The organism is Oenococcus alcoholitolerans, assembly GCF_051852995.1.
Lineage (GTDB): Bacteria > Bacillota > Bacilli > Lactobacillales > Lactobacillaceae > Oenococcus > Oenococcus alcoholitolerans.
On the sequence record NZ_CP176042.1, the window covers coordinates 910,436 to 933,314 of the forward strand.

The 22,879-nt window shown below is 37.8% G+C and carries 29 protein-coding genes; 11 read left to right on the plus strand and 18 right to left on the minus strand.

Going from position 1 to position 22,879, the window contains the following annotated elements; all coding sequences use genetic code 11:
* Positions 1–202: 202 nt before the first annotated feature.
* The 8 genes from ACKP2L_RS05135 to ACKP2L_RS05170 all read right to left on the minus strand — a co-directional run bounded on the left by ACKP2L_RS05135 (position 203) and on the right by ACKP2L_RS05170 (position 3,889).
* Positions 203–664 (minus strand): hypothetical protein, encoded by a 462-nt coding sequence (locus ACKP2L_RS05135; RefSeq protein ID WP_439424797.1) that lies wholly within the window; start codon positions 662–664, stop codon positions 203–205.
* A 239-nt stretch (positions 665–903) separates the two neighbouring features.
* A complete protein-coding gene (locus ACKP2L_RS05140) occupies positions 904–1,161 on the minus strand; it encodes a hypothetical protein (RefSeq protein WP_439424798.1) in 258 nt (85 codons plus the stop codon).
* 46 nt (positions 1,162–1,207) lie between these two features.
* Complete coding sequence (locus ACKP2L_RS05145; protein WP_439424799.1) at positions 1,208–1,378, minus strand: hypothetical protein; 171 nt, start codon at positions 1,376–1,378, stop codon at positions 1,208–1,210.
* Positions 1,375–1,827, minus strand: a complete 453-nt coding sequence (locus ACKP2L_RS05150) for a hypothetical protein (protein WP_439424800.1) — start codon at positions 1,825–1,827, stop codon at positions 1,375–1,377. The genes ACKP2L_RS05145 and ACKP2L_RS05150 overlap by 4 nt, the downstream gene beginning before the upstream one ends.
* On the minus strand, positions 1,827–2,177 hold the full coding sequence (locus tag ACKP2L_RS05155; RefSeq protein ID WP_439424801.1) for a hypothetical protein: 351 nt from the start codon (positions 2,175–2,177) through the stop codon (positions 1,827–1,829). Before ACKP2L_RS05155 ends, ACKP2L_RS05150 begins: the two co-directional genes overlap by 1 nt.
* Positions 2,174–2,476 (minus strand): hypothetical protein, encoded by a 303-nt coding sequence (locus ACKP2L_RS05160; protein ID WP_439424802.1) that lies wholly within the window; start codon positions 2,474–2,476, stop codon positions 2,174–2,176. The genes ACKP2L_RS05155 and ACKP2L_RS05160 overlap by 4 nt, the downstream gene beginning before the upstream one ends.
* Entirely contained in the window at positions 2,473–3,384 is a 912-nt protein-coding gene (locus ACKP2L_RS05165) for a conserved phage C-terminal domain-containing protein (protein WP_439424803.1), read from the minus strand. The genes ACKP2L_RS05160 and ACKP2L_RS05165 overlap by 4 nt, the downstream gene beginning before the upstream one ends.
* Before the next feature lie 316 nt (positions 3,385–3,700).
* Positions 3,701–3,889: a DNA-binding protein gene (locus ACKP2L_RS05170; protein WP_439424804.1), complete on the minus strand. Its 189-nt coding sequence runs from the start codon at positions 3,887–3,889 to the stop codon at positions 3,701–3,703.
* 465 nt (positions 3,890–4,354) lie between these two features.
* On the opposite strand from ACKP2L_RS05170, the gene ACKP2L_RS05175 reads away from it, so the two are divergent.
* Complete coding sequence (locus tag ACKP2L_RS05175) at positions 4,355–4,525, plus strand: hypothetical protein (RefSeq protein WP_439424805.1); 171 nt, start codon at positions 4,355–4,357, stop codon at positions 4,523–4,525.
* Positions 4,526–4,631: 106 nt separating this feature from the next.
* On the opposite strand, the gene ACKP2L_RS05180 is transcribed toward ACKP2L_RS05175, so the two are convergent.
* Entirely contained in the window at positions 4,632–4,868 is a 237-nt protein-coding gene (locus ACKP2L_RS05180) for a helix-turn-helix domain-containing protein (protein ID WP_439424806.1), read from the minus strand.
* A gap of 112 nt (positions 4,869–4,980) precedes the next feature.
* On the opposite strand from ACKP2L_RS05180, the gene ACKP2L_RS05185 reads away from it, so the two are divergent.
* The 10 genes from ACKP2L_RS05185 (at position 4,981) to ACKP2L_RS05230 (ending at position 11,626) form a co-directional block, all read left to right on the plus strand.
* Positions 4,981–5,655: a LexA family protein gene (locus tag ACKP2L_RS05185; protein ID WP_439424807.1), complete on the plus strand. Its 675-nt coding sequence runs from the start codon at positions 4,981–4,983 to the stop codon at positions 5,653–5,655.
* 34 nt (positions 5,656–5,689) lie between these two features.
* Positions 5,690–6,688, plus strand: a complete 999-nt coding sequence (locus ACKP2L_RS05190; protein ID WP_439424808.1) for an exonuclease domain-containing protein — start codon at positions 5,690–5,692, stop codon at positions 6,686–6,688.
* Between the two features lie 3 nt (positions 6,689–6,691).
* The gene (locus ACKP2L_RS05195) at positions 6,692–7,054 is read left to right on the plus strand and encodes a hypothetical protein (RefSeq protein WP_439424809.1); all 363 of its coding nucleotides are present in this window, start codon (positions 6,692–6,694) and stop codon (positions 7,052–7,054) included.
* Positions 7,055–7,225: 171 nt separating this feature from the next.
* Positions 7,226–7,597, plus strand: a complete 372-nt coding sequence (locus ACKP2L_RS05200) for a transporter (protein WP_439424810.1) — start codon at positions 7,226–7,228, stop codon at positions 7,595–7,597.
* A gap of 80 nt (positions 7,598–7,677) precedes the next feature.
* On the plus strand, positions 7,678–8,049 hold the full coding sequence (locus ACKP2L_RS05205; protein ID WP_439424811.1) for a hypothetical protein: 372 nt from the start codon (positions 7,678–7,680) through the stop codon (positions 8,047–8,049).
* A gap of 85 nt (positions 8,050–8,134) precedes the next feature.
* Entirely contained in the window at positions 8,135–8,650 is a 516-nt protein-coding gene (locus ACKP2L_RS05210) for a hypothetical protein (RefSeq protein ID WP_439424812.1), read from the plus strand.
* 72 nt (positions 8,651–8,722) lie between these two features.
* A complete protein-coding gene (locus ACKP2L_RS05215; protein WP_439426208.1) occupies positions 8,723–9,196 on the plus strand; it encodes a hypothetical protein in 474 nt (157 codons plus the stop codon).
* 42 nt (positions 9,197–9,238) lie between these two features.
* Positions 9,239–10,288, plus strand: a complete 1,050-nt coding sequence (locus tag ACKP2L_RS05220) for a tyrosine-type recombinase/integrase (protein ID WP_439424813.1) — start codon at positions 9,239–9,241, stop codon at positions 10,286–10,288.
* A gap of 349 nt (positions 10,289–10,637) precedes the next feature.
* Positions 10,638–11,219 (plus strand): hypothetical protein, encoded by a 582-nt coding sequence (locus tag ACKP2L_RS05225; RefSeq protein ID WP_439424814.1) that lies wholly within the window; start codon positions 10,638–10,640, stop codon positions 11,217–11,219.
* Positions 11,216–11,626 carry a hypothetical protein gene (locus tag ACKP2L_RS05230; RefSeq protein WP_439424815.1) on the plus strand — a complete coding sequence of 137 codons (411 nt, stop codon included), beginning with the start codon at positions 11,216–11,218 and terminating at the stop codon, positions 11,624–11,626. The genes ACKP2L_RS05225 and ACKP2L_RS05230 overlap by 4 nt, the downstream gene beginning before the upstream one ends.
* A 40-nt stretch (positions 11,627–11,666) precedes the next feature.
* Here the strand turns inward: ACKP2L_RS05230 and ACKP2L_RS05235 are convergent, their stop codons facing one another.
* The 9 genes from ACKP2L_RS05235 to ACKP2L_RS05275 form a co-directional block, all read right to left on the minus strand.
* Positions 11,667–11,825 carry a hypothetical protein gene (locus ACKP2L_RS05235; RefSeq protein WP_439424816.1) on the minus strand — a complete coding sequence of 53 codons (159 nt, stop codon included), beginning with the start codon at positions 11,823–11,825 and terminating at the stop codon, positions 11,667–11,669.
* 77 nt (positions 11,826–11,902) lie between these two features.
* A complete protein-coding gene (locus ACKP2L_RS05240) occupies positions 11,903–12,382 on the minus strand; it encodes a phage holin, LLH family (protein WP_439424817.1) in 480 nt (159 codons plus the stop codon).
* Positions 12,383–12,394: 12 nt separating this feature from the next.
* Complete coding sequence (locus tag ACKP2L_RS05245; RefSeq protein WP_439424818.1) at positions 12,395–13,471, minus strand: GH25 family lysozyme; 1,077 nt, start codon at positions 13,469–13,471, stop codon at positions 12,395–12,397.
* A gap of 27 nt (positions 13,472–13,498) precedes the next feature.
* Positions 13,499–13,912, minus strand: coding sequence for a hypothetical protein (locus ACKP2L_RS05250; protein ID WP_439424819.1), 414 nt, complete (start codon positions 13,910–13,912; stop codon positions 13,499–13,501).
* Positions 13,913–13,923: 11 nt separating this feature from the next.
* Positions 13,924–14,184, minus strand: coding sequence for a hypothetical protein (locus ACKP2L_RS05255; protein ID WP_439424820.1), 261 nt, complete (start codon positions 14,182–14,184; stop codon positions 13,924–13,926).
* 6 nt (positions 14,185–14,190) lie between these two features.
* Positions 14,191–14,982 carry a hypothetical protein gene (locus ACKP2L_RS05260; RefSeq protein ID WP_439424821.1) on the minus strand — a complete coding sequence of 264 codons (792 nt, stop codon included), beginning with the start codon at positions 14,980–14,982 and terminating at the stop codon, positions 14,191–14,193.
* 14 nt (positions 14,983–14,996) lie between these two features.
* Positions 14,997–16,082 (minus strand): hypothetical protein, encoded by a 1,086-nt coding sequence (locus ACKP2L_RS05265; protein ID WP_439424822.1) that lies wholly within the window; start codon positions 16,080–16,082, stop codon positions 14,997–14,999.
* Positions 16,079–17,734, minus strand: a complete 1,656-nt coding sequence (locus ACKP2L_RS05270) for a phage distal tail protein domain-containing protein (protein WP_439424823.1) — start codon at positions 17,732–17,734, stop codon at positions 16,079–16,081. The genes ACKP2L_RS05265 and ACKP2L_RS05270 overlap by 4 nt, the downstream gene beginning before the upstream one ends.
* A complete protein-coding gene (locus ACKP2L_RS05275; RefSeq protein WP_439424824.1) occupies positions 17,734–22,878 on the minus strand; it encodes a tape measure protein in 5,145 nt (1,714 codons plus the stop codon). The genes ACKP2L_RS05270 and ACKP2L_RS05275 overlap by 1 nt, the downstream gene beginning before the upstream one ends.
* Position 22,879: the final 1 nt, after the last annotated feature.

Consider the following 22,879-nt stretch of genomic DNA (forward strand, 5'->3'; position numbering starts at 1 on the left):
AAACCATGTTCTTTTAAAAGAACAGCTTTTTCCAAAATTTCCTTGATATACTTCAAACTTCCACCTATCAAAGTAAATAAAAAGCTAGTTTTAAAAACTAGCTTCTGCTTATCTGTATTATTTGACAATATCATTATCTACCCTGAATACTACGGATCCGCTACGGATTTACTACGGGATTACCCCGGACTCGCTACGGATATTAAACAAAAAAATTTAGATGATCAAATGCAAAAACCTTAGCAAACGTGATGGCTTCGTGTCTTTTATGGTCCCAATAGGTCTGATTAGGCTCTTCGATATAATTATCTTTTCTACGTCTCAGCCATCCTTGTGATCTCGCTATCTCGATATCCCTTTTATTATCTAAGTAGCATTTATGTAAGATGTAATATCCTCGGCCGTCTAAAACTCTTATAGCTCGTTCGCAAGTTTCAATTTCATCTTTAAGATCTAAATACATAATCAACTTATCTTCTACTAAATTGTGGCCAGACCCTGATTGAACTTTGTCTGTTGAAAAAGTCGGTGATTTTATACCAGGTTCGATCACTTTTAGCTGGTCTTTTTTAAGCTGGTAGGTCGAAGCAAGGTAATTATAAACGTTAGCTGCGATCTTTTTATCAGATATAGATTTACTGTTGCATTTAACGTCTTGCCCCAAAATGATAAGCTCCTTATAATTGATTGGGTAACGTTGTGTTACTTAAAAGCGCTGGCCGAGGTGCTTTTTTTATTTGTCATATTTAATCCCCAAATAATTTGGTTGCTTAATAATTTGATTTATTAATAATTTGATTGCTTAATAATTTGTTTACTTATCCTTACTTAATAGATGACTTATTTACTAACCAATGATTAACCCATTTTGTTAATTAAATTTTTTTATATATCCTAACTTGCTTATTTCTTTGTTTTTTGTTCATGCCTATCAAATCCCCATTCATTTTCTAATATCGTTTTTGCTATCAATTCATCTGATCTTTTGTTATTGAAATACCATACAGCTACTTGTCTATTCATTGACTGAAAGGATAATGCTGTTTGAAGAAAAAGGCTTTTGAATGATCTGGGATCTTTGGTGCAATTTCTAATGATCATTGATAAGTTCCTTAACCACTTCAATACATAATCCGGAATCTTATCATCTTGTTCTTTCATGAATCGCCGACTTTCTTAATCATTGTGAAATCGATCGCTGCATCTTTCATTTTAATAATTCCTGAAGATCCTTTACCTTATCAGCGAATAACCTCTCTTGTTCTTTAAGAGCGAAGGGATTGTCTGTTGGCCATTGCTGTTTGATATGAATCCGGCATAATTCTCTTTTAGTCGATGATAAGGCTAATTTAAGCCGTAGTTTTTTAATAAAGGTCATCTGATCACTCCCCTCTTTTTTAAATCAGTTTCTAGAAAATCTTTTGTATGAGCCATCTGCTGTTTAGATCTCTTTTTTCTGTTGATTTGATTAGCATGTTTAGGGAGCCCTAATTCATCTACGAAACGAGTCACTGTGTTTCGACTCAAAGAAAGTTCTTCGGAAATTTCTTTGATCATTTTTCCAGATTTCCATAAACCGATAAATCTTTGTCTTTTGAATGGATCGTTCAGATAATTTCGATGATCGACAGCTTTGATCGAAGCAGCTTCTTTGATCGCTTCTTTTCCTTCGTTTGAAAACCAGTAGGTAATCTCGTGATAATCTTTTTCAAGGCCATGAGCCAGACAAAAATTATTAACATCTTCGATCTTTGATCCGCTTGGTAAATTAGCTAAGATATTTGCCAATCTGACTATTTTTTCCCATCTTTCTTTTTTGTTTGTCATTACCTCATTCCTCGATTCTTATGTTTTGCTTTGTGCTTGTAGTGAAGCTGATTTCTTTCCTCTGCCTGCCATTTATCTAATTCATATTCGAATAACGGTCCGTACTTGGCTTCAAACCTTTTTCGGCCTAAACTATGCAGTTCGCTATGATGGATACGGCACAGAGGAACTATGATGTCTCCTGCCTGAAAATATTCTTTTCTGCCGCCCATCGACCCAAGTGTTTTGTGACTCAAATGATGCCAATCGGTCGCGATCCTCGAAACTCGATCGAACTGCCAGCAGATTGGACAATAAAGCTCTGGTTCGGGCTGTAATTCTTTAAGCAAATCATCGCTATCGATATTCATGAAAAATCCTTTGCGATCATATCCAGCTTGAAAGCGTGTAAATATTCTGCATCTGCATGTGATCTCAACAAGCGAGAAGCACTCTTCAATTCGTCAACACTGGCGGCTATCTTGTAGCCGTGCCTGCCTGGAGTACACGAGTTAGAAGATATCAAGGGAATTTCGTCATCTTGGACCATTGAACTGCACAAGATCCTTATCTTCCGATCGGGTAATCCGGTTTTATAGACTAGGTCTTTAACTGAAGTGAATCTATTTTTGTTCAAAACTTTGTATATGGCCATCTTTTCTTCGTTCATGACTGCCCCCTTTTTGACTTTTCAAATTCCTCCAGAACTTTCATAGCCGTCTGATTGTCTATTTTTTTAGTTGGGATCTTTTGATAATCGATCTCAACTTCTTTTGCCTGGATACCAGCAGGTTTTTTATCGAAGTCTTTGAATTCCCAAACGTAATTGCCATTAAGGCGATCATCAAAACGCTGGTTGAAGATGGTCGATGGTCTGACGTAATTTTTGTATTCGTTTTTGCCGACCCAATGCTTTGCAGCAAGATCAATGACTTTTTTGATGTCTTCAGCCGAATAACCTGCCTTTAATCTAGCCAGCAGCTGTTTCAGGTTATCTGTAGTCGGTTTTAAGTGCTTGTCTGTCTTTTGGTTAAAATATTCGAGAGCTTTTCTGGCTACGTCCGTTCGGGATAATTTTGATTTTGATGAGGAGGCGTCAGGCTTGCCTGACATATCATCATTATTCTCTGTCGTAGTCTCTGGTAGTCTAATGGTATTGGTGTGCTCATTTTGAGCAGTCGCATGTGTACTATTTGAGCAGTCCGTCTGCTCAATTTGAGCACATCGTCTGCTCAAAGAATCAAGTTTTTCATAGTCGATCGAATACCACTTGGTCTTGTCAAAAGAATATTTATTGAAGTTTCCTGTGATCAAAAGCCCCTGTTTTTCCAGGCTTTTAAAAGTCCGTCTGATCGTAGCCATTTTTAAATAAGGAAATTGTTTTTGCCAATCTTCATAGGTGTTATAGACCCATTTTTTGCCTTCTTTGACCTCTGATTGCTTTCTAAGCCAATAGTGGATCTGCTGTAAAACGATCGCCTCGTTCAAACCTATTGCCACAGCAAGTCTTGGTAACACCTGCAGCGGAGACTCATTGATCAATAAAGGACTGGTTGAATTGTCATAATTTTCTGTCATGTTGTTTTCTCTTTATGTAGGCCTGCCTAAGCAGGCTTTATTTGTGTGATAAAAAAATAAATGGAGTTTAAAAGATTGACTTAATTATTCTTGATAACGGCAGCAGCCTTCTGCTGAGCTTTTTATGTCGATCACAGCTTTAGACATAAAATCAATAACGGTCATATCTAGAATTGGCATTCATAAAATTGATGAATCCTTTTATGTATGACCCATCACCGTCTCTTCTGAATGTTTCCATTAAAACGATTAGATCTATCGAACCGGCTAACGCAAAGAACGCCAGGATGATTTCTAATAATTTATTACTCATGGTCTATAAACTCTCCAGAAATTCTTCTACTTGTTTCCTAGGAAATAAGACTTTATTTGATAAGTGTTTTTCAGAAACAATATCTTTAAAATCTTGACTGTAACGAATATGTTCATCGAAGAAATTTGTTGAACAAGGAATTATCTGTGCTATTTGCTTGCGTGTCATGAAATATGATTCTTTCGCTTTCATGATTCCTCCTCATTAACGACTATCGTGTTAAAATTAAGAGCGTTTATTTGATTCATAATTTAGTTACAGGTGTGGCTGCTATCCACACCTGTTTTTTATTCCTTTCTTGCAATTAGGTTTAAAATTTATTTATTGCCCTGTCATACGGTGACGTGTGACTTTGCATCGGGTGAATTCAATGAAAGCTAAGGTATAAACTATGCCAACATTGAGCGAAGCTATCCCGCCTTAAACTCGGATAGAATGTGCAACGCATAGATTGTGAGTGGCAACAATAATCAGTCCACGAGCGCCCGACTACTCAATGAGTAGAAGATGTATGCTGAACTGCTGGAAAACCAGTAGAAGTACCAGACAAAAAGCTGATACGATAACAATTTGATTGCTGGAGTAGCATCCCTTTCCAATGCATCTAGTGAGATAAACAAGGGCATAACAGAAACATTTAAGAAAGTTGGTGGTGCTATGACAAAGTCGAATTCTGAGTCCAAAGCATCATCTCTTCTTTCCGATGGTGCTTTTGATGTGAAGATAAATATTGATGGGTTAAAAAATTCGCTTAATTCAATTCCATCTACTTATACTGATTCGTTGAAACACTTAATGGATTCAATCACTACTCCAGCTGGTGATTAATAATTAATCGAGATCTCTTTACCACTCGCGATGATATCGAGATCTTTTTTATATCCTTTAATACATCTAATATTTCTCTTTCCATGATTTTCCTTTATCTAAATATTTACGTATTGTTAATAGTTTGATTAAAAAAATATTTGCCAAAATCTTTAGGAGGTATTTCTAAAATATTAGCAATTTTTATAACATCATTTTGAGAAAAGCCCCTTTTATTAAGTAGTTTTAATGTTATAGAAGAGGGTGAAATATTCATTTTTCTAGCTAATTGGGCTTGGTTAATCCCAAATTTATGCATCCTTTTTAAAAGATTTTCGTAATTAATGTTTTTACCTCCTTTCATTTATTAACTATACGTTAATATTTACCTTACGTCAATAAAATACATTTACAAATACATTACGATTTGTAAATAAAACATTTCCTTTTTGTCAACATATGGATACAATTAACTTATGCTAAACAAGGATATTTTTAGGCTTCAATTAAGAAAAGCAATTGAAGAATCAAACTTCTCACAGGCTGAAATAGCAAGAAGATTAAAAGTAAATCCAGCAACTATAACAGGTTGGCTAAATGGAAGAAATGACGTAAATTCAACAAAAATAATTGAAATAGCTGCTGTGTTCCACAAAAAACCACAGTGGTTTTTCGATGACAATGCTTTTTCAGAAAGTGGCCTTAAAGAAATAAAAGTTGTAACACCCACTTTAAACATCCCCGTATACGGTCAGATAGTAGCCGGATATCCAAACGGATACGATGATGATAGATTAGGTTACTTGCCTGTTCCCGAAAAATATGTAAAAGAATATGGAAAAGATAATCTTTTGGCTTTAAAAATCGTTGGAACATCAATGAACAAAAAAATAACAGATGGCAGTATTGCTTTGATATATAAAACTACCGAATTTGAAAATGGAGACATCATGGCAGTCATCATAGATGGAGACAAAGCCACCCTTAAACATTTATATAAATATCCAAAATTTTTGAGATTTGAACCAGATAGCTACGATCCTGAACAAAGACCTTTTCAGTATACAAATACCCAAATAGAAAATAACGAGCCATCTGTGATAGTTATAGGAAAATATCTGTATTCTTCTAGTCCAGAACTAGTGGATTAACAAGGAATTAAAGGGATTTGACGAGGACAAAATCATGGAAAACAGATTTGAAATAGCTCCTGGCATTTATAGCACCGTTTCAAGAGTTGATCGAAAACCCAAAAAAATTATTCGAAGTAATAAGGGAAAAAGCTTAGCTAAATTTATTAGTGACTATACATTGATAGACATCGAAACATCAGATTTAGACCCTAGATGGTCGGATATATACGAAGTTGCTGGGATTAAGATTAGGGATAATAACGTAACTGATAAATTTGAAAGTCTTATAAAACCCAGCAATTTTTCAGAAGTTCCAAATTTTGTAACCAATTTAACTGGTATTAGTACTGAAATGATATTGCAAAATGGAAAACCAGAGCTTGAAACCTTAAAAAAGTTTTTTGGTTTTATTGCTGATGATATTGTGGTTGGCCATAACGTAAATTTTGATATTAATTTTTTGTATGACAAAGGTGGAGAAAGCTTTTCTAATGATTTTATCGACACTCTTCGCATTGCCCGCCATGCCTGGCCCATGGAGCAGCATAACCGATTACAAGATTTAAGGGAAAGAATCGGCACACCGCAAGACGATCATCCTCATAGAGCTTTTACGGATTCGTTGATGACCAAACTAGTTTTCGATACAGAAAAAAGTATTCTGGGAAACGATTGGTTTTACAAAAAACAGTACCATAAATATCCAAGAAAGCCTAAGACTATGGCTAAAGATATTGAGGCAAGCGATCCGCAAAAAATAGATATCGATTCTCCTCTGTTTAAACAAAATGTAGTTTTTACTGGTAAAATAGAATCATTTACTAGAACCCAAGCATGGCAAATAGTTGCTGACTTGGGTGGTAATCCTCAGCAAGGAATTAACAAAGATACCAATTATTTAGTTGTTGGAGATACCTCTTTTTCTCCAGTGCTTAAGGGAGGATTGAGTGGCAAACAAAAGAAAGCACAAGAAAAACTTCAAGAAGGCCAAGATATAAAAATAATTACTGAATCTGTATTTTTGGATATGATAAACGAGGAAAAAGATTAGAAAATGGAAAACATAGAACCAAAGTTTAAATATGTGTATTTAATAGATCAGCCTGAAAATATCAATCCGATCACAAAGTTATACGATCGACTCGATTATTTGAATTATAAAAAAGTAACCTCTTCAACTAAGGAACTCGATATAATCGTGGTCAACAAAAAAGCCGTTAGAGATACTAAAACCCAAAATCGTATAGACAAAAGAATCGCAAGATTGACTAAAAAATTCTCTCCTAAGATTTTAGATATATCAGATTTTATGAATTTAATTGGATACGATCCTGATCCAAAATTTGTTCTTTGGACTGATCAGTACCCTAATTTTAATCCATGGACTGGTGAGCCAGTTAAAATGTGGAAAGATTGATTTTATGCGGGATTAAAACCTTTAGAAAAGACTAAATGATCTCTGTATAACAACGTTTGAGATACACAGCAGATTTTCTTATCAAATAACTACCCTATCCTGGCATATATACGTGCAACAACCTCATTCACGTTAAAAGGTGGACTTAAATTATTAAAGACATTAAAGATTATGAAGAGATTGAAATTAAATACTTGGGGAGCAATTTACGCCATCTTTGAGTGCGTGATGTTTACCATTTCGTGGTTCATTATTTTCGGAGATGCTATCGGAGACGCATTAAACAAGACTAGCCATACGAGTTCTGACGGTGCTTTCTTTTATGTAGTAGCTTGGATCGGTGTTGTGCTGTATATCGCTACTTTGGTTCAATCTAAAAGATACGGTATTTCATTGGTTGGATCAGTATTAAGTTTAATTGGAAGCGTTCTTTTCGGTTTTACTGCTGCAATGGCCTTTCCTGCAATTGTGCTATTAATTATTGGCTGTGTTTTTCTTTTTCTACAGCACCCATCTAAAAATAATCAGCCAATCACTAAATAACCACCAGCCACCCTATCGTGGCGTACATAATTAGAAGAGGAGAAGAAATTAACATTATGGATGGCTGAATAATTAAAATTTTGAATAATCAACAAGTTATGATCAATTTAGGATCCGAAGACTTAGTTAAAGAAGGAGACAATTTTATTGTTGTCAATAAAGGTGAAGAAATTATCGATCCGCAAACAAAAAAAGACTTGGGAAGATATGATTTTGTCAAGGACCGTTTAGAAGTGATAGAAGTTTTCCCAAATTTTTCCATTTTGTCAAAAATAACACGGAAAGTCGTTCCTATGTTTGCTGCATTACCAGCACTTGGGAATCAAACTAGAACTGAAGAAATTCCTGAAAATCTAAATGTTGATAAAGATGAAATTTCAGCTATTAAATTCTCAAGTACCGATCGAATCATTCATCTAAACGACCTGGTTAGAAAGACGAATAAACGATAGTTGATATTCATTTTAATAATGTTATCATTTGGCTAGCACCAAGTTGTCGATGCCCGTGTCACTATGTGTTTGGTGGTGATAATTGATGGCGACAACAAAAAAAGGGTCTACTAACCAAGTAGGCTCTTTTTTTAGGAAAATTATGGACAAAGACGGACCTTTTAAGGATTGGGACCAACAATTAAACAACGCAATTAGCAAGCACCATATTCAAAGCATGAGTCGAGAGACTAGTAAGTTAGCTTTATCAATACATTCTTACTATACTCTGGTAAATGGATATCAGCGGGCCTTGGAAAGCCAACCGAACTCTGAAATTTTTAGAGATGGTTTTAGTTTAGAAAAAATCTCAGAGATTCAGACCAATGAGACATTTTTCTGTTCAGATTTGCTTTTATCTATTTTATCATTTGAAAAAAGATTTAAGAACTTAATTCAATACTACGTATCTAAGTGCATTGGTACCAAAACTGTTGATTATTTGGATCTGTATAAATATCAAAACTACCATTTGTATGATCCATCTCAAACAATTGATAGAAAAAGGATCACTGATAAATTGAAGCAATACGCAAATGCTAAATTTCATCCTTCCGAATAGCTATTGGAGTAACATCAAGCAGGAAACGTCCCTCCATGGATACTGGCTATAGATATCGATTTTGGTACATCAATATATTGGTTTTTGATATTGTCGGATACATTAAAGAAAAAAATTATGGGTCATTTTGAATTAAATTTTAGAGATTTTGATCATGAAAAAGATTTGTTCGTGAGAGCTTTGTTAATACTTCAAGATTATAGAAATGGGCTTGCTCACGACGATTTGATTAGCAAGATTAGTCCCGAAAAGTCTCTAAGATTATCGGATATCAAGGCGCTGTTTGGGGAAGACCCTAGTTTTATTACTCACGATGAATTTATTTATGACCAGATTGGGCACAAAGATTTATTTGCATTGTTAATCATATTGTTTTCTCTAATTCCTTCGGCATATAAAAATTACTTAAAGACTTCGGTTCAACAAAGATTGCAGACTTTTGAAGCATTTTTAGGGAATGACGCCTTAGAAATCAGGCGAATACTTAATATACCTAGCAAGCTTTTAGAAAGAGTTGATTACATGTCAAAAAAATTGAAAATTTAATTCCATTTTTTTAGAGGTATCTCAATACCATAAGGAGTTTTCATGGCTTCAATCACCAAACAATCTAACGGCAGATATCGTGTACAAATAGTAGCTCCTAACCACAAACGGGTCGGCAAATCGGGGTTCCGTACTAAAACCGAAGCCAAGTCGTGGTTAACTGAAAATGAGTTGAAAATAACTACCGGTAAATCGGATGTCACAAATTCGCACGAACTGTTGTGTGATTATTTTGAGCGATGGGTCGATACTTATAAGACAGATGTAACGGACATTACACTAAATCAGTATCAGACCACACTGAACATTATTAAACGATACCTGCCCTACGCTCGTTTAAATACCTTTAATCGCGAACAGTACCAGCACTTCCTAAATAAGTACGGCCGTGATCATGCCAAAGAAACCGTGGCTAAACGTAAAACACATATTTCAGCTTGTCTTAAAGATGCTTATGCTGATAAATTAATCAGTGAAGATATTACCCAGAGGTTGACCCTTACTGGCAAAGCTGGTAAGTCAGCAGCTCTTAAATTCTTGGAAGCTAGCGATTTTAAACATTTAGAACAGTATTCATACGACCATTTAACAAACGCCTCGCAGCTGGCTATTTTAATTGCCATACATACAGGCATGCGGATCGGTGAGATACGGGCTTTAACGATCAAAGATATCGATTTTTTGCATTCCAAAATTTCAATTAGCAAAGCCATGGATGGAAATGGGCATATCAAAGTACCTAAAACACCTGCTAGTAATCGGATAATTAAAATAGACAATCGTTTATTGGAAGTACTTAAACGGTATAAGGACGTTTACGGCTTGTTGATACCAATTACCAGAGAAGCGATCAATCACGTTCTAACAAGAGATTTAAAGACGATCAAAGCTAAGAGAGTGACCTTTCACGCACTAAGGCACAGCCACGCTAGCTATTTAATGTCTCAAGGTGTTTCTATTCAATATGTATCCGAACGTTTGGGGCATTCAAGCATTGCAATTACGGAAAAAGTTTACTCACATTTGCTTCAAACGCTGAGAGAAAATGAAGAAGATAAAGTGGCTGATTTGATGAATTTCGTTGTGCAATAATTGTGCATTGTGCAGTAAATTGTGCATTTTTCATTGGTCTGTATGGGTCTTTATGTGACGATATGTGAAGTGCAGAAACGCCGTTATATCAACATTTAAGCAAAGAAAAAGCGTTATATCGATGTTTTTGATATAACGCTTGGAATGCCCTGAACAGGATCATAAAACCCATATATATCAAGGCTTTAAAGGATATATGTGGCAAATATGTGGCAAATTATTTTTTTATTTAAGCTTATTGATAAATAAATCCGTCTGCACGGTCTAACTTATTTGTAACTTCATTGTAATATTTATATATTGCAATTTAGTATATTTAGATATATTATATAAGTGTTAAGAGGATAAGATGATGATCGAACAGCAAACAAGAATTTCAAAAACTGGAAAACTGATGGCTACCACCCTCAGCCAGTCCGGAAAAATCGTTTACAAGCCAATGATTGAGTTACATAGCGAAGCATTGGCTATTAATAAAGCAATTGAAGAGCAAGCAAAAAAAGACAAAGAAATTCAAGCCGAAAACGAAATCGCTCAAAACGTTATAAGAGATAAAACACGCTTGCAATATATCTTTGATGAGAATGATGTCATTTCAGCCAAGGACGCCAAGTTCTTCCAAGAACAGCTTATTCTCGACCGCGAAAAATGGCAGGAACGTGCTGTTAAAAAAGCCGTACCCAGTAAAACAGAATTCAAAATCTATCGTATAGCTGATGAGTTATATGACGGTGTAGCTAGCTGGTCAGCAAGCAAGAGTTGGTGTCAAGCTAATTGCAAGGGCGGATTTATCGACTACATTGAAGACAGCACAATAGTCATGGATTACACCTACACGAAACATATTTTTGAAAAGACTATCCACGTTGGCGACATGGTTACATTTATCGGCAATCAAAATGGTTATGAGCAGTTCGAGGTTATTGCATGAAGATTAAAGATAAAATTGAAAAGTTATTGGCTGAAAACACTGGTTATTTCATTCAGAAACAGACTGGTGTGTCACAAATGACCGTTAATCGAATCAAAAACGGTCAAGCAGACATCGATAATCTGTCTCTTAAAAATGCTCAGGCGTTGGCTGATATGTACGATGCCCAATTGATCTCTAATTTACAGAGGTCGATCGGGCAACAGAAGTATACGAATCTCGTGGCTGTAATTACTGCAAATTTCAAAGAGATTATCGATAGCCAGAGGGACTTAGCTCATAGCGATGACGGTGATCTTTCTGATGACCTGATGGCTGATATTCTCGAATATCTGTTCAAGAAAAATATAACTGATCCGATGTTTATCATCGAAGCGGCTAAAATAGTAGATAACTATAAGCAATAATTTATAAAGTTCTTGCTTATATCCTTAAAAGGATATATAATTATCTTTGTTGAGAGCGATAGGTTTCAACATGCCTTAAAAAGTCTCTGACTGGTATACCTAACTGTTTAGCTATCTTGCCAGCTACTCGGATATGGCTAGCGCCAGTGCCTTCCAAAGCTGAAGCGTTAACAGATTTTTTTGTATTTTTATTTTTCATTAGCTGATTTCCTTCTTGCTTAAATATTTAAGCAATAAAAAAACACCCACCAGCGTATAGCCAGTGGGTGTTTTATATTATTTACTTAATTCGGCTACTTTAGCCTGAGCATTCTTTAAGTCAGCTTGTGCAGCTGCTAGTGCATCAGCTTTAGCTTTGGCTGCGTCTTGTTCTTGTTTTAACTGTGCTTGTTTAGCTGCCTGATCAGCCTGTTCTTTAGTTACCTGCGGAATAGAACGATTAAGTTCATCGGCGATAGCTAGATATTGGGTTTTGATAGTAGTGGCTAACAGGTTCTCATCGGCTTTGTCAAAACCTAATTGCTGTAATTTGTCTTGAGCTTTTGAAATAGCGATGTTCTTTTTGGCCTGCCCTTCCAGATAATCTACAGCACCCAGTTTTTGTGCAACTAGAATGCCATAATCAGCTACCGGCTTTAAGAATGCCAAAGCCAGTTCAATTTGTTTGTGGTTCTTTAATAGTTTGATTACATAAGTTCCGATCGCCGGAATGATAACGGCAACGATCGAAACGATTATATCAGTTATATTCTGCATGATTTCTCCTTTTTACTTAATGTTGACAAATGCTTTGTTTATCCAAACCGGTTCGCCCGCTATTTCAAGTTCAACAGCAGTATTGGTTTGATAAAGTACCTTGTATTTACCCGGCATCGTAAAGAATTCCATTCTGCCGTTATTGCCTTGAATATATTGATTATTCAATCTTCTGCCGTAACGGTCAGTTAAGACCATCGGACTGATCGGGATATAGTTGTTATAATCAATCGGCTTGATCGACATATCGTAATTGACACCGTATAATTTGCCGTTATATCTGACCCAGTAGTCGACTACATAAACACCGCTAAAAGTTGCGTAATAAGTTTTCTTGGTGTTATTAGTAGTCGCTGGTCTATAGGGCTTAGTCGTGACACTATTGACTGACTTATCGTTATCCAAACTGCCCGAGACCATCACATCGCCGTCAACACCATAGTGGTTATCAGCGTACTGCCAGATCTTGATGCTATCCATTTGTGGAAACCAATTCATATTCGGTTTTGGCTGATTAGCGGTCGTTGGATAAGAAGCTATCCACAAGCTGTTAGGATAGCGCTGGCTGATACGACTTAAATTAACGTTTTGTCTGATGTAATAAGCGCCTGAATACAGCATCGGCTTATAACCGGAAGCCTTGATGTAGTCCATAAAAGCTAAGATAGCCGTGGTGTTATTTTCCTTATTAATGCCTGCGCCTGCCTCATAATCCAAAGCGATATATGAGCCCTTAGCCAAGACCCCGCTAGCATCATTTAACGCCATTTGAGCCGACAATTGAGCATCAGTGACTGAGTCGCCGAACTGACCCCAAAAATAGCCAGCCGTCTGCATTCCGGCTTGAGCCGAATTATAAACTTGAGCAAATCGAGCCGGATTTTGGTAGTGATAGCCTTCGCCTCCACCATGACCACCTAGTTTTACGATGTTGAAATTGTCGCCTAAACGTTTAAAATATTGAAAATACGATAGCGAGCTACCCTGATAGTTCGATGTATCGATGCCGTTGGTATTAGCAGAAGCCGAAAAAGGCATTAAAAAAAGGATTGCAGAAATCGCAACCCCTAATATTTTTCTTTTGTTCATCAATTATCCTTTCGTGTTTTTTTTAGCTCATTTACTTTCTAGTCGCTGGATACGATTTTCATGATCATCTATCCTTTTTCCGTGAGTATCCAACCTTTCTTTTGCACGATCAAGGCGTGTTTCGTGACTAACGATTTTATCGTGGTGTTCTTCCTCTTTATCACGGATTTCTGCCAATAGTTGGTTAAGATTGTCGATAGAATTTTTTAACGTGTTTTCAGTATTTTTATGCTCTTCTTCACGCTTTTTGGTAGAGTGCTCGTATTGAGCTTGCCACCATATTGTGCGTTCGGATTCCATCTTTTTCTTCGTGTGCTGTACCCAAGCCACGATACTGGCAATAGCTGCGAGAAAAGAGCTGACAAATAAAATAATGTTAGTCAAATCAGATGACCAAGTTCCCCAGTCGTCTAATGCGTTTATTAAAAATAACACATTCATATTACCTTCCTTTAATTGCTGTTACTGTTTAGTACACTTTGACTGCTACTACTGCTAGCTGAACCAGATGGACTATCTGGTTGTAATTCTTGTAAGAAATTATCAAATTCAGTAATTATCTTATCTTTGTTAGCTTTATATAAATCAATTGAGTTGATAGCCAAATTGATATCATGTAGACCGTTATTATCGGTTGCCGAAAATTCAGCAATCATAATGTCATTATCGTCATTGACCACTTGTCCGTAATTTATTGTTGTATTTTTATCCATGATTCCTCAATTAAGTGGATAGCTGGTCGTAAACCAGATATCATAAACGAAATTATGCGCTAAATTATCCGGCGTTAACGTTAATGTAGCAACGCCACCAGTGTCTATTTGAACGATACCTGTGCCTGAACCACCATTCGTACTATTCTCTTGCCTTAATGCCACAGCAAAATTCAATATCGTAGTTGGAACCGTCCAACTGGGCATTGTGAACAATTTATCGCCCTGCTTTAAACCGACTAATTTGTTAGCATTAATGTAAACGATTCCATTGTTTATACGATAAATCAACTGTTGAACAGTGCCATTTGCAGGCGTTAAATTACGCCAAGTGGAATTCAAGTAAACTGCTCGGCGGTCGTTTAATGTAGCACTGGTTGCCGTCGAACTAAATGCGGTCAGTGGGAAACAATATATAACACCGCCATTATTTAAATCATCTTGCTGCACATATGCCTGGGTGACAGCACTTACATAGACCTGATTGACGTTAACTGAATAGTCTGGATCGCCGGCATTGCCAGATACGTCGTTGGTTTTTGATAGATCGACCACGATACAGATATATCCACTTGAATTAGCTGGGATAGTCAGTGACTCAGGACTGGTTACCTCAACTAACCGCCCGCAAATTAGGGCTTGTCCCGTATCAACCGTAGCCGTTAGACCATCAACTGAAACATTAAATGCATTGCCACGATTTAAAATGCCACTGACATCAGCGGATATCCCGCTATATAAGCTAGCGTCATTTTGCGGACTGACAAAATTTCTGTCCGCTTGATACATCGTTATCATATTAAAATAGCTCCTTAATTATTATTTCCGAATAAATCATTTATGCCAAAACGCAGATTGCCGAATTCAACGTGGATCAATTCCGTATCGCTGGATAAAGAAAAAGCACTCAATATCGACTTATATTGGGTGCTGTTATAGTAGATGTTTGCCTGTAAACCGAGTTTTAATTTGTCTAAAGGAAAGAAATTGTTGTCTAAAGGCATGTCGAATTGAATGTCATGGCTGTAAGCGTTAGCTGTCAGCGTTGAATTGGCAATGCTATCGTAGCTGGGATTATCAGTCTGTGTTTTGTCAAATAGTGATATTTGAACCTGAGTCGGTTGGCTAACATCGTTTGTTAAACTCTTGACTACCGACCCTGATTTGGTCAGCCAATATCTGGCTAATATTGTTGGTGCTTCCATATTGGCACTAGCTTGGTCAACGATCCATAACTCGTTGTTATAGCCACGCAACAGACGACTATCGGCAACTTGCCAATTTTGAAAAGCATAAACATCATTTTTAAAATTCCAGGTATCGGTATTTTGTCGGATATTGATTTCTGGATAATAAAAAGGAATGCCATTTGATATTCCCTGCTTTAAATCAGCCACATCTAAGATTACATTGTGCAGTTTAAAGCCCCGAATCAGATAATCAATGAAATTGCTGACTGAAACACCTTCTGAGTTAGTTACGGCATAAGCGGTCGTTGTCGGTGTGTTGATCACACTAAAAATATCACTGCTAGTCTGTGAACTGATATATTGATTAATCAGCTTTTGAATGTGAATTTCATAGGATTGTCCCGACCGGCTTTTGACGATGATATCACCATTTAATAAGTTCCAGATATAGTTAGCTGTTAACGTATCAACGTTAGTTGTCTGATCACTATCGACTGTCGTTATTTGCCCATAGTAGATTAATTTATTGCTATTAACTATTTTCACGGCAATGTAATCACCAATCTGGGTGCTATTGCCATCATTTAAGCTGAAAGTCGAACTGGTATTTGCCAGCGCATCCATGTGCAAGTCATAAATGAGTACAGGATAGATCCCACGAATAGTCAAATCCGGCTTAAAAATCGTTGCTTGTAAAGCCAAGCTCATACCAGTAGCCTCTCTTCTTTAAAAGTTATGTTTATGTTGGCCTGTTGGCCAACATAAAACAACGCCGTTGATTCTCCTTGTGGGATCTGCACAAAGTTGCTTTTAGTAAAATCTTGTAATTGACTTACATCTGAATATGAACCATCGGGATTATAGACTCTAGCATATTGGTCATCGGGATATGAGCTTACTAACAATTTTTGGTTATTAGAAAGACTTAAACTAAAGGCGTCGGTAGCTATAATGATACCGTTTTGGACAATCGACCAGCTTGGATTAGTTACTGGACCATCTATCTCAATCAAACAAGGTGAACCTTTCTGCATGCCAAAATAATTTGAATCATTAACTAGTAACATTGATTTTTCATTAGCATTCTTAGTTGATTCGATATAAACATAATTGGCCAATCGTCCATATTGATCTGGAGTAACCAGCGCATTAAAAGTAAAGCTGTTGGAATTGATGGTCATCGTATAACTATCACCCGAGGGAATGCTTATAGACCATTTTGTCGGATCAACTGTATCAGAAATATAATCATTAAGCTGATTACCGGTATTTGTCATCGGTTCAGAAAAGAGGATTGTTCCTGTACCTAAATTTTCAAACCTTAATCTTAAGAAATTAGTTGATGAACTAGTCGGGATATATGAACCCTTTATTTGTATCCAGTTTCCAGTTGATGTGTTTGTTTGAACGAAATCTTCTTTTTCGGATCCAGTGTCATGACCAACTGTGCCGCCTCTTCCTTCAATATAAACATTTGCTGGTTGGCTTAAAGCTGAAGTTACTTTATACCAGACCGACCAATAGTAAGTTGAACCTAATTTCACGTCAAAATTGCCGGATACAGCAACCGAAGGACTCGTACTGGTCTTTTTAATCTGCAAAGCATTTTTGCCATTATGACCAGCTCCTGAAATTATAGAGGTGTTTGAATCGCCGCCGGCATTCCAACCAAGCTGAGACGATGGCTGTAAGCCATTAAGCATTTCCGAATCAAGGATCAAGTTCGCATAGCCTAAATTGCTTTTATTGTATACGTTGCCATTTCTATTTCCAACGACCACTATAGATGATGGAGCTGAGATTTTTGTTGACAATTGATTAGTGCCGTCTTGATTGTCGTGTATTAAGACTGAATTTATGGTTCTGTCAGGATTAGTAGACGGCTTATTCAGCGAATATATTTTCCCGTAAGTCCCTAAATTAGGGTCAGGATCATAACTCTTATATTCCGCCGTCTTGTTGTTGTACCAGTTGTTGATAAATTCGATAGTGAACTGTTCGTTTAATTTATCGAAAGCCCCGACCGTACTACCACCTATCTCGGTCTTCGTCATGCCTTGTAATTGAGCATCACGATACCAAGTACCAGCGTCAGTCGTATATTCAAGCGTTAATGGTTGATATGATAGGAATTCAGCGAATTGTGAAAAAGTTTGGTAAGACTGACTGCTTATATCACCGAATTGGATATTTGCTTGCATAATGCCTTGATTTAGCACTTGCTTGGTCGGAATAAAATAACTCTCATAAGCACTATATTGGTTGCTGAAAGCTAATCCCAAACCCGTCGGCGTATATTCACGCAAAGAGTCTGTATTTAAATCAACTGTTTCACCGTGTGCGTTCGTTAACTTAAACATTAGTTAATGCTCCTTCCATACCTATTTATCACGTCTTTAGATATACGATTTTTCACTAAGTCGCTTAATGGCTGATTAGCTTTTTGCGTTTCGCCCAAAATAGCGCTTAACAAATTAGTAACTAAATTAGTCAACTTATTATTTTGATCTAATAATTCTTCAACTTTCGAATTATCTTGATTGACATTTAAGCTCTTGCCAGTGAAATGTTGAGCCGTTTGGTCTAACAGTTCCATTGCCCTAGGTTTCTTATCATCAGCCCAAGGAATGGCAATCTCCGCTCCTGCTTCGCCAAAAATAGAAGGCGTAGTAGCTAGTCCACCGTTAGCGTAAGCGTGATGAGACAACCAAAAATGGTAGGCATTTGATATTCCACCATAAGCTGAATCAACGTAAGATTTCATCCATCTTAACTGTGTGATCGGGTTGTTACGCCAATCGCCGCCAGCGCTAGCCATCTTGGCTCCTGGCAAACTTTGTGGCAAGCCATAAGCACCAGATGACGGGTTGGTAGCGTGCGGATCCCAACCAGATTCATGATTAATGATGTAATTATATTCGTTTAAGTGACTATGAATGCCAGCTTCACGCAGCCAATCCTCATGGCTACCAGAAGGCTGTGTACCCGACCCGCCAAAATGTTGACCAAAGTCCAAGAATTTAGCGACCCAAGAAATCGGAATCGTAGATTTATCAAATGAGTGTTTGCCAGCGATGTTGTATTGTGACAAATCAACTTGGCCGCCATGAATGCCACGAACCATCGCAACATGACCGAATGCAGGATTAACACCATAACTTGAGCCATTAAACCAAGCAACATCCCCAACATGAGGCGTGTGATGGCTACTACCGTGTGTGCCCCATTGAATGGCATTGCCTAAATGAGAAAATCCGTGAGCGCCTGCTTTAGACAGCATATCGGCTACATAAGAAACACACTCTTTATAAAAATAACCCCACGGATCAGCACCACTATCAGCGCCCATCGCTTTAAAATCGTAGTGATCAGTGTCAAGTAATTCAACACTGCCTGATGACATTGAGTTGATAAGTTTTTGAATAAAATTGCCAATTGCGTCAATGCCTGTTTTAACCATTCCGTGAGCGGCATCGTGGCTGACACTACCTGAATCAGTTGAATTGATGTTGAACACTTTATCAGCAATGCCAGTTAGAGTTTTAACCGGATTAGTTATCTTAGAAAGTGCGTCTTGTGCAGCGCTTGAAACATTGTCCCAAATGTTAATAGCACCTTTAGATATAGATGACATAAACGAACCAAGGCTATCAGTTCCCGAAGCATATCCGGGCATAGTATGACCAAGTCCACCATTAAATAATTTAGCGGTATCTCTAGCGTTTAAAATATGGTCACCAGGGTTCAAACTGACGATTTCAGCACCGTGTGTGCCGAGAAAATCAATCTTACCTGAATATGGCTGATATCGAGCTTCGACACCTGCCTCACCGACTAATGCACGAGAAGCACTAACGATTCCACCATTAGCGTATGTGCCGTATGATGGATCGCCGTAATTTGTGCCTGCATAAGACCGCTCTTTAGGTGTGGAAACCTTAACACCGAATGGCTTAACTAAACCACGAAAGAAACTTAAGATGTTCTTCCAGATGGACTGTAAGCCACGTCCCAAACTGCCACTGGCTGAAGATGAGTGATTAGCTTGCCTTCTAGCATGAGTGATGACACCCTTGGACTGGTCGCTTGCCGCCCTGTTTACTTGGTTTCTTTGGTCTCTAGCATGGCTGATAACTGTATCATGCTGTTTTCTAGCAGCGTCATCGACTTTGCTTTGCTGTTTTTGAGCGTGGTCAACAGTCTTGTTGTATTGATCCCATGCCGCATTGGTCGATTGGTTTCTTTGATCTCTAGCCTTATTTATAACAGCTTTTCTTTGTTGCTCAGCCCATTGTGAATGACCTTTGAATTGGCGATTAGCAGCGGCAACAGTGTTTTTATACTGATCGTTAGCAGCACTAATAGCTTCTTTTCTTTGCCGAGTAGCCGCTTTAGTAACTTCTTGATACTGTTTATAGGCTGCTTTAAAGGTATCCTTTTCTTTTTTATCAGCTAAATTAACAGTTTCCTTATATTCTTTTTGAGCCTCGTTAACAGCTGTCTGTAATTGCTGATTAGATAGTTTGCCCTTGTCTTTGGTCAATCTAGTTAAAATATCTTTTTGTTTATCAGCAGCTAACTGAATTTTCCCATTTAAGGTAGTGTGTAAACGAGCTTCAGCAACTGTAGTCGAAGTAGCGTCTTTTAGAGTCAGCTTATTGATAGCGGACTTTTCTTTGTATTCGAGCTCCTTAACGGCTTTGGATTTCTTTTCTTCGTCTCGTTGGACTTGAATCGAATTCATGCCATAATGGTTCTCGTCTTCAAGGATCTTGTTATCCCACTTTTTCTTAGTGGACTGGATACGCGAACTGTAAGTATCTTCGATCGAATGGCGTTGCTGAGCATAATACTTAGCCACAGCGGTACGGTCAGACTGGCTCATTTTTTCAAAACGGTTGAGATTATTGCCTTCATCTTCAGCCTGCTTCAACCGTTTTTCATATTCAGCCTTAGAAATATCGCCGTTTTTATAGAGCGTTTTAATGTCTTTCTCGTCTTGTTTTTGCTTGTTTGAATAATAACTCTTATATTCGCTTTCGAGCTTTGACAAGGACGATTTCATGCTTATTGTTGGAACGTGTATCTTACTTCCAGATAAGCCTTTTTGAATGGATTTACCAATTTCACGACCAATTTTATCGCCGCCAAGTCCTCCGATTCCTGCACCGATAGCTGTACCAATTCCTGGCAATAAAGCAGTCCCAATAGCCGCACCAGCAGCTGCTCCACCCAAGTTTCCAACAGCTCCGCCAACATGGTCACCAACATTGTGTTTATTAGTGCCGATTAAATCCATACCTGAATTAATGACGTCAAATAAACCAACGCCACCACCGAGTAACTTGCCAGCACGTGTTAAGCCTCCAAGCTTACCGCCTATATTGCCAAAGCGTCCGCCCAGTCTGTTTAATAAGCCACCTTCTTTACCGGCGCCACGCTCTACACCGCTTAAGTCACTTTCAACGGTTTCTGCAGCGTTGCCGACTTTGCTGACAGAACCACCACCTGATGATAAGGCGTTATTTTCCATCAAAACAGCATTTTGTTCTTGCAAGGCTTTTGTTTCAGACTTGATACCCAAAACACTGGCAGCCCACTTGATGCCACCACCAATAGTATCTAGCGTCTTTAATGTCGTATTGACAAAGCCCACCGTTGAATTAAGTACACCAAACGCTTTTTCGGCTATCCAGACACCAGCAGCTATTTTACCAACTGTTTCAATAGCTGATTTATGACTTTCGATGCCTTTTAAAGCACTAGCCACATTATCCAAAATATCGTCTGAACCTTTTGATTTTCCAGATAAGTCACCAAAAGCATTACTAACGCCCTTGATCATTCCTGAAGCAACAGACCAAGCACCCTCACCAAAATACTTAGTTATTTTATAAACACTATCAACTGAACTGCCAATGTCTTTTTCGTGAGCTACTAAATAGTCAACACCTTTAGTTAGATTTTCAGCTACGTTAGCCAATCCCCGTCCTAATTCATTAACAGCATTTTGTGTTTGAGCATTATCCAATGCTTTGCTTAGACTACTCAAACCAGTTGCTTCTACCTTAACTAACGGTGTCATTAACTTCTTTTGAGTATCAGCCCACACTGTTTGCAAATGGTGACTAGCGCCGTCACTAGTTTCGTTGAACTTTTTGGCGTTTTCATTAAAGTTATTGCCAGCTTTAGACAGAATATCATTAAACTGATTAGCGGTCATCTTACCAGATGACACTAATTTACTGAATGCGTCTTGGCTCATACCCGATGCTTGTTGCAATGCCGTAGTTAACCCAGGCGCTTGTTTTTCTAACCTGCCAAGTGAAGTTCTAGTAACTTTGCCAGCTGATTCTATCCTAGCTAATCCAGCAGAAAAGCCGTCAGCTTGTGACTGTGTCATCTTTAATTGGTCAGCAAGTGAAGCAACACCTTGTGCTAGTTTTTGAGTTTCTTCGACGCTGTGTGTTTGGTCATAAAACCTTGTTTGCATATTGGCAACGGCTTGACCTGTTAAGTTAGAGTTTTCTTTTAGCAAGGCAACTTGTGCAGCTAATTTCTGTACACCATCTGTCGATATACCAAGATTGCTCCACTTTGCAGCGATTTCTTCGCCAGCTTTTGCGGCTTCCATACCGTTTTCAGCAACGCTTTTAATTTGCCCTGAAAATTGGCTAATAGCATTATAAATACCACGAGCCACTAAAGTACCACCGATTATATCCTTAAATCGTTCGGTACGTTCTTTAGCTTTTTGAACCTTTTCGTTGTAATTATCAAATCCGCTTGCTATTCCTGATAAAAAGCTATTGCTTGCTCTTTTTGAAAACTGCTCACGTAAATCTTTTGCTTCAGATGTTGCATGAGCCATTTTAGCGGCTGTTTCGTTTACTCGAACAGTCTGTCGGTTAATAGCTTCGGCATTATCGCCTTCAGCGTTCTTCAAGCGATTTAATTCATCGACTTGCTTGCTGTAAATCTGCCTTAATTTACTTTGCTGCTCAGCCAATCCGCCTATTTGTGCTTTAATAGCTTCTGATTCTCTGCCCTGTGCTTTTAAAACATTGACGTAGCTGTCAGTCAAGGAACTCGAACTCTTTAACTGGTCATTTAGCTTAGCTAAGCCCGATTGCTGATATTCAAGGCTGTTCTTAGCTTTTTCCTGCTGATTAGTTAAAGATATGAGTTTAGTTTGAGCGCTATTATACTGGCGTTCCAAACGTGCATAGGCGTCACTATTTTTGCTAGTAGCTTGTGCCTCGTTGTCCATGCTGGACTTGATAGCGGTCAATAAATTCTTTTGCTTGTCGATCGAACTGGATAAGCCATCATAGTGTGCCTTAGCTGAACCAAGTGCGTCACCGCTGGCTTTTAAAGTAGCAACCTGTGCCTTCATTTCAGCAGTAGTTGACGATATTTCAGCCCTCAAAGATTTTAAAGACTGGACGGCTTCGCTACCGTCTAAATTTATTTTATTAACGCCATCACGTGAAATTCTTGGCATA

What these genes read in the sequence shown, in the direction of transcription:
- ACKP2L_RS05140 (WP_439424798.1), bottom strand. Translation starts at nt 1,161, where the DNA reads ATGAAAGAACAAGATGATAAGATTCCGGATTATGTATTGAAGTGGTTA.
- ACKP2L_RS05145 (WP_439424799.1), bottom strand. Translation starts at nt 1,378, where the DNA reads ATGACCTTTATTAAAAAACTACGGCTTAAATTAGCCTTATCATCGACT.
- ACKP2L_RS05150 (WP_439424800.1), bottom strand. Translation starts at nt 1,827, where the DNA reads ATGACAAACAAAAAAGAAAGATGGGAAAAAATAGTCAGATTGGCAAAT.
- ACKP2L_RS05155 (WP_439424801.1), bottom strand. Translation starts at nt 2,177, where the DNA reads ATGAATATCGATAGCGATGATTTGCTTAAAGAATTACAGCCCGAACCA.
- ACKP2L_RS05160 (WP_439424802.1), bottom strand. Translation starts at nt 2,476, where the DNA reads ATGAACGAAGAAAAGATGGCCATATACAAAGTTTTGAACAAAAATAGA.
- ACKP2L_RS05165 (WP_439424803.1), bottom strand. Translation starts at nt 3,384, where the DNA reads ATGACAGAAAATTATGACAATTCAACCAGTCCTTTATTGATCAATGAG.
- ACKP2L_RS05170 (WP_439424804.1), bottom strand. Translation starts at nt 3,889, where the DNA reads ATGAAAGCGAAAGAATCATATTTCATGACACGCAAGCAAATAGCACAG.
- ACKP2L_RS05175 (WP_439424805.1), top strand. Translation starts at nt 4,355, where the DNA reads ATGACAAAGTCGAATTCTGAGTCCAAAGCATCATCTCTTCTTTCCGAT.
- ACKP2L_RS05180 (WP_439424806.1), bottom strand. Translation starts at nt 4,868, where the DNA reads ATGAAAGGAGGTAAAAACATTAATTACGAAAATCTTTTAAAAAGGATG.
- ACKP2L_RS05185 (WP_439424807.1), top strand. Translation starts at nt 4,981, where the DNA reads ATGCTAAACAAGGATATTTTTAGGCTTCAATTAAGAAAAGCAATTGAA.
- ACKP2L_RS05190 (WP_439424808.1), top strand. Translation starts at nt 5,690, where the DNA reads ATGGAAAACAGATTTGAAATAGCTCCTGGCATTTATAGCACCGTTTCA.
- ACKP2L_RS05195 (WP_439424809.1), top strand. Translation starts at nt 6,692, where the DNA reads ATGGAAAACATAGAACCAAAGTTTAAATATGTGTATTTAATAGATCAG.
- ACKP2L_RS05200 (WP_439424810.1), top strand. Translation starts at nt 7,226, where the DNA reads ATGAAGAGATTGAAATTAAATACTTGGGGAGCAATTTACGCCATCTTT.
- ACKP2L_RS05210 (WP_439424812.1), top strand. Translation starts at nt 8,135, where the DNA reads ATGGCGACAACAAAAAAAGGGTCTACTAACCAAGTAGGCTCTTTTTTT.
- ACKP2L_RS05220 (WP_439424813.1), top strand. Translation starts at nt 9,239, where the DNA reads ATGGCTTCAATCACCAAACAATCTAACGGCAGATATCGTGTACAAATA.
- ACKP2L_RS05225 (WP_439424814.1), top strand. Translation starts at nt 10,638, where the DNA reads ATGATGATCGAACAGCAAACAAGAATTTCAAAAACTGGAAAACTGATG.
- ACKP2L_RS05230 (WP_439424815.1), top strand. Translation starts at nt 11,216, where the DNA reads ATGAAGATTAAAGATAAAATTGAAAAGTTATTGGCTGAAAACACTGGT.
- ACKP2L_RS05235 (WP_439424816.1), bottom strand. Translation starts at nt 11,825, where the DNA reads ATGAAAAATAAAAATACAAAAAAATCTGTTAACGCTTCAGCTTTGGAA.
- ACKP2L_RS05240 (WP_439424817.1), bottom strand. Translation starts at nt 12,382, where the DNA reads ATGCAGAATATAACTGATATAATCGTTTCGATCGTTGCCGTTATCATT.
- ACKP2L_RS05245 (WP_439424818.1), bottom strand. Translation starts at nt 13,471, where the DNA reads ATGAACAAAAGAAAAATATTAGGGGTTGCGATTTCTGCAATCCTTTTT.
- ACKP2L_RS05250 (WP_439424819.1), bottom strand. Translation starts at nt 13,912, where the DNA reads ATGAATGTGTTATTTTTAATAAACGCATTAGACGACTGGGGAACTTGG.
- ACKP2L_RS05255 (WP_439424820.1), bottom strand. Translation starts at nt 14,184, where the DNA reads ATGGATAAAAATACAACAATAAATTACGGACAAGTGGTCAATGACGAT.
- ACKP2L_RS05260 (WP_439424821.1), bottom strand. Translation starts at nt 14,982, where the DNA reads ATGATAACGATGTATCAAGCGGACAGAAATTTTGTCAGTCCGCAAAAT.
- ACKP2L_RS05265 (WP_439424822.1), bottom strand. Translation starts at nt 16,082, where the DNA reads ATGAGCTTGGCTTTACAAGCAACGATTTTTAAGCCGGATTTGACTATT.
- ACKP2L_RS05270 (WP_439424823.1), bottom strand. Translation starts at nt 17,734, where the DNA reads ATGTTTAAGTTAACGAACGCACACGGTGAAACAGTTGATTTAAATACA.
- ACKP2L_RS05275 (WP_439424824.1), bottom strand. Translation starts at nt 22,878, where the DNA reads ATGCCAAGAATTTCACGTGATGGCGTTAATAAAATAAATTTAGACGGT.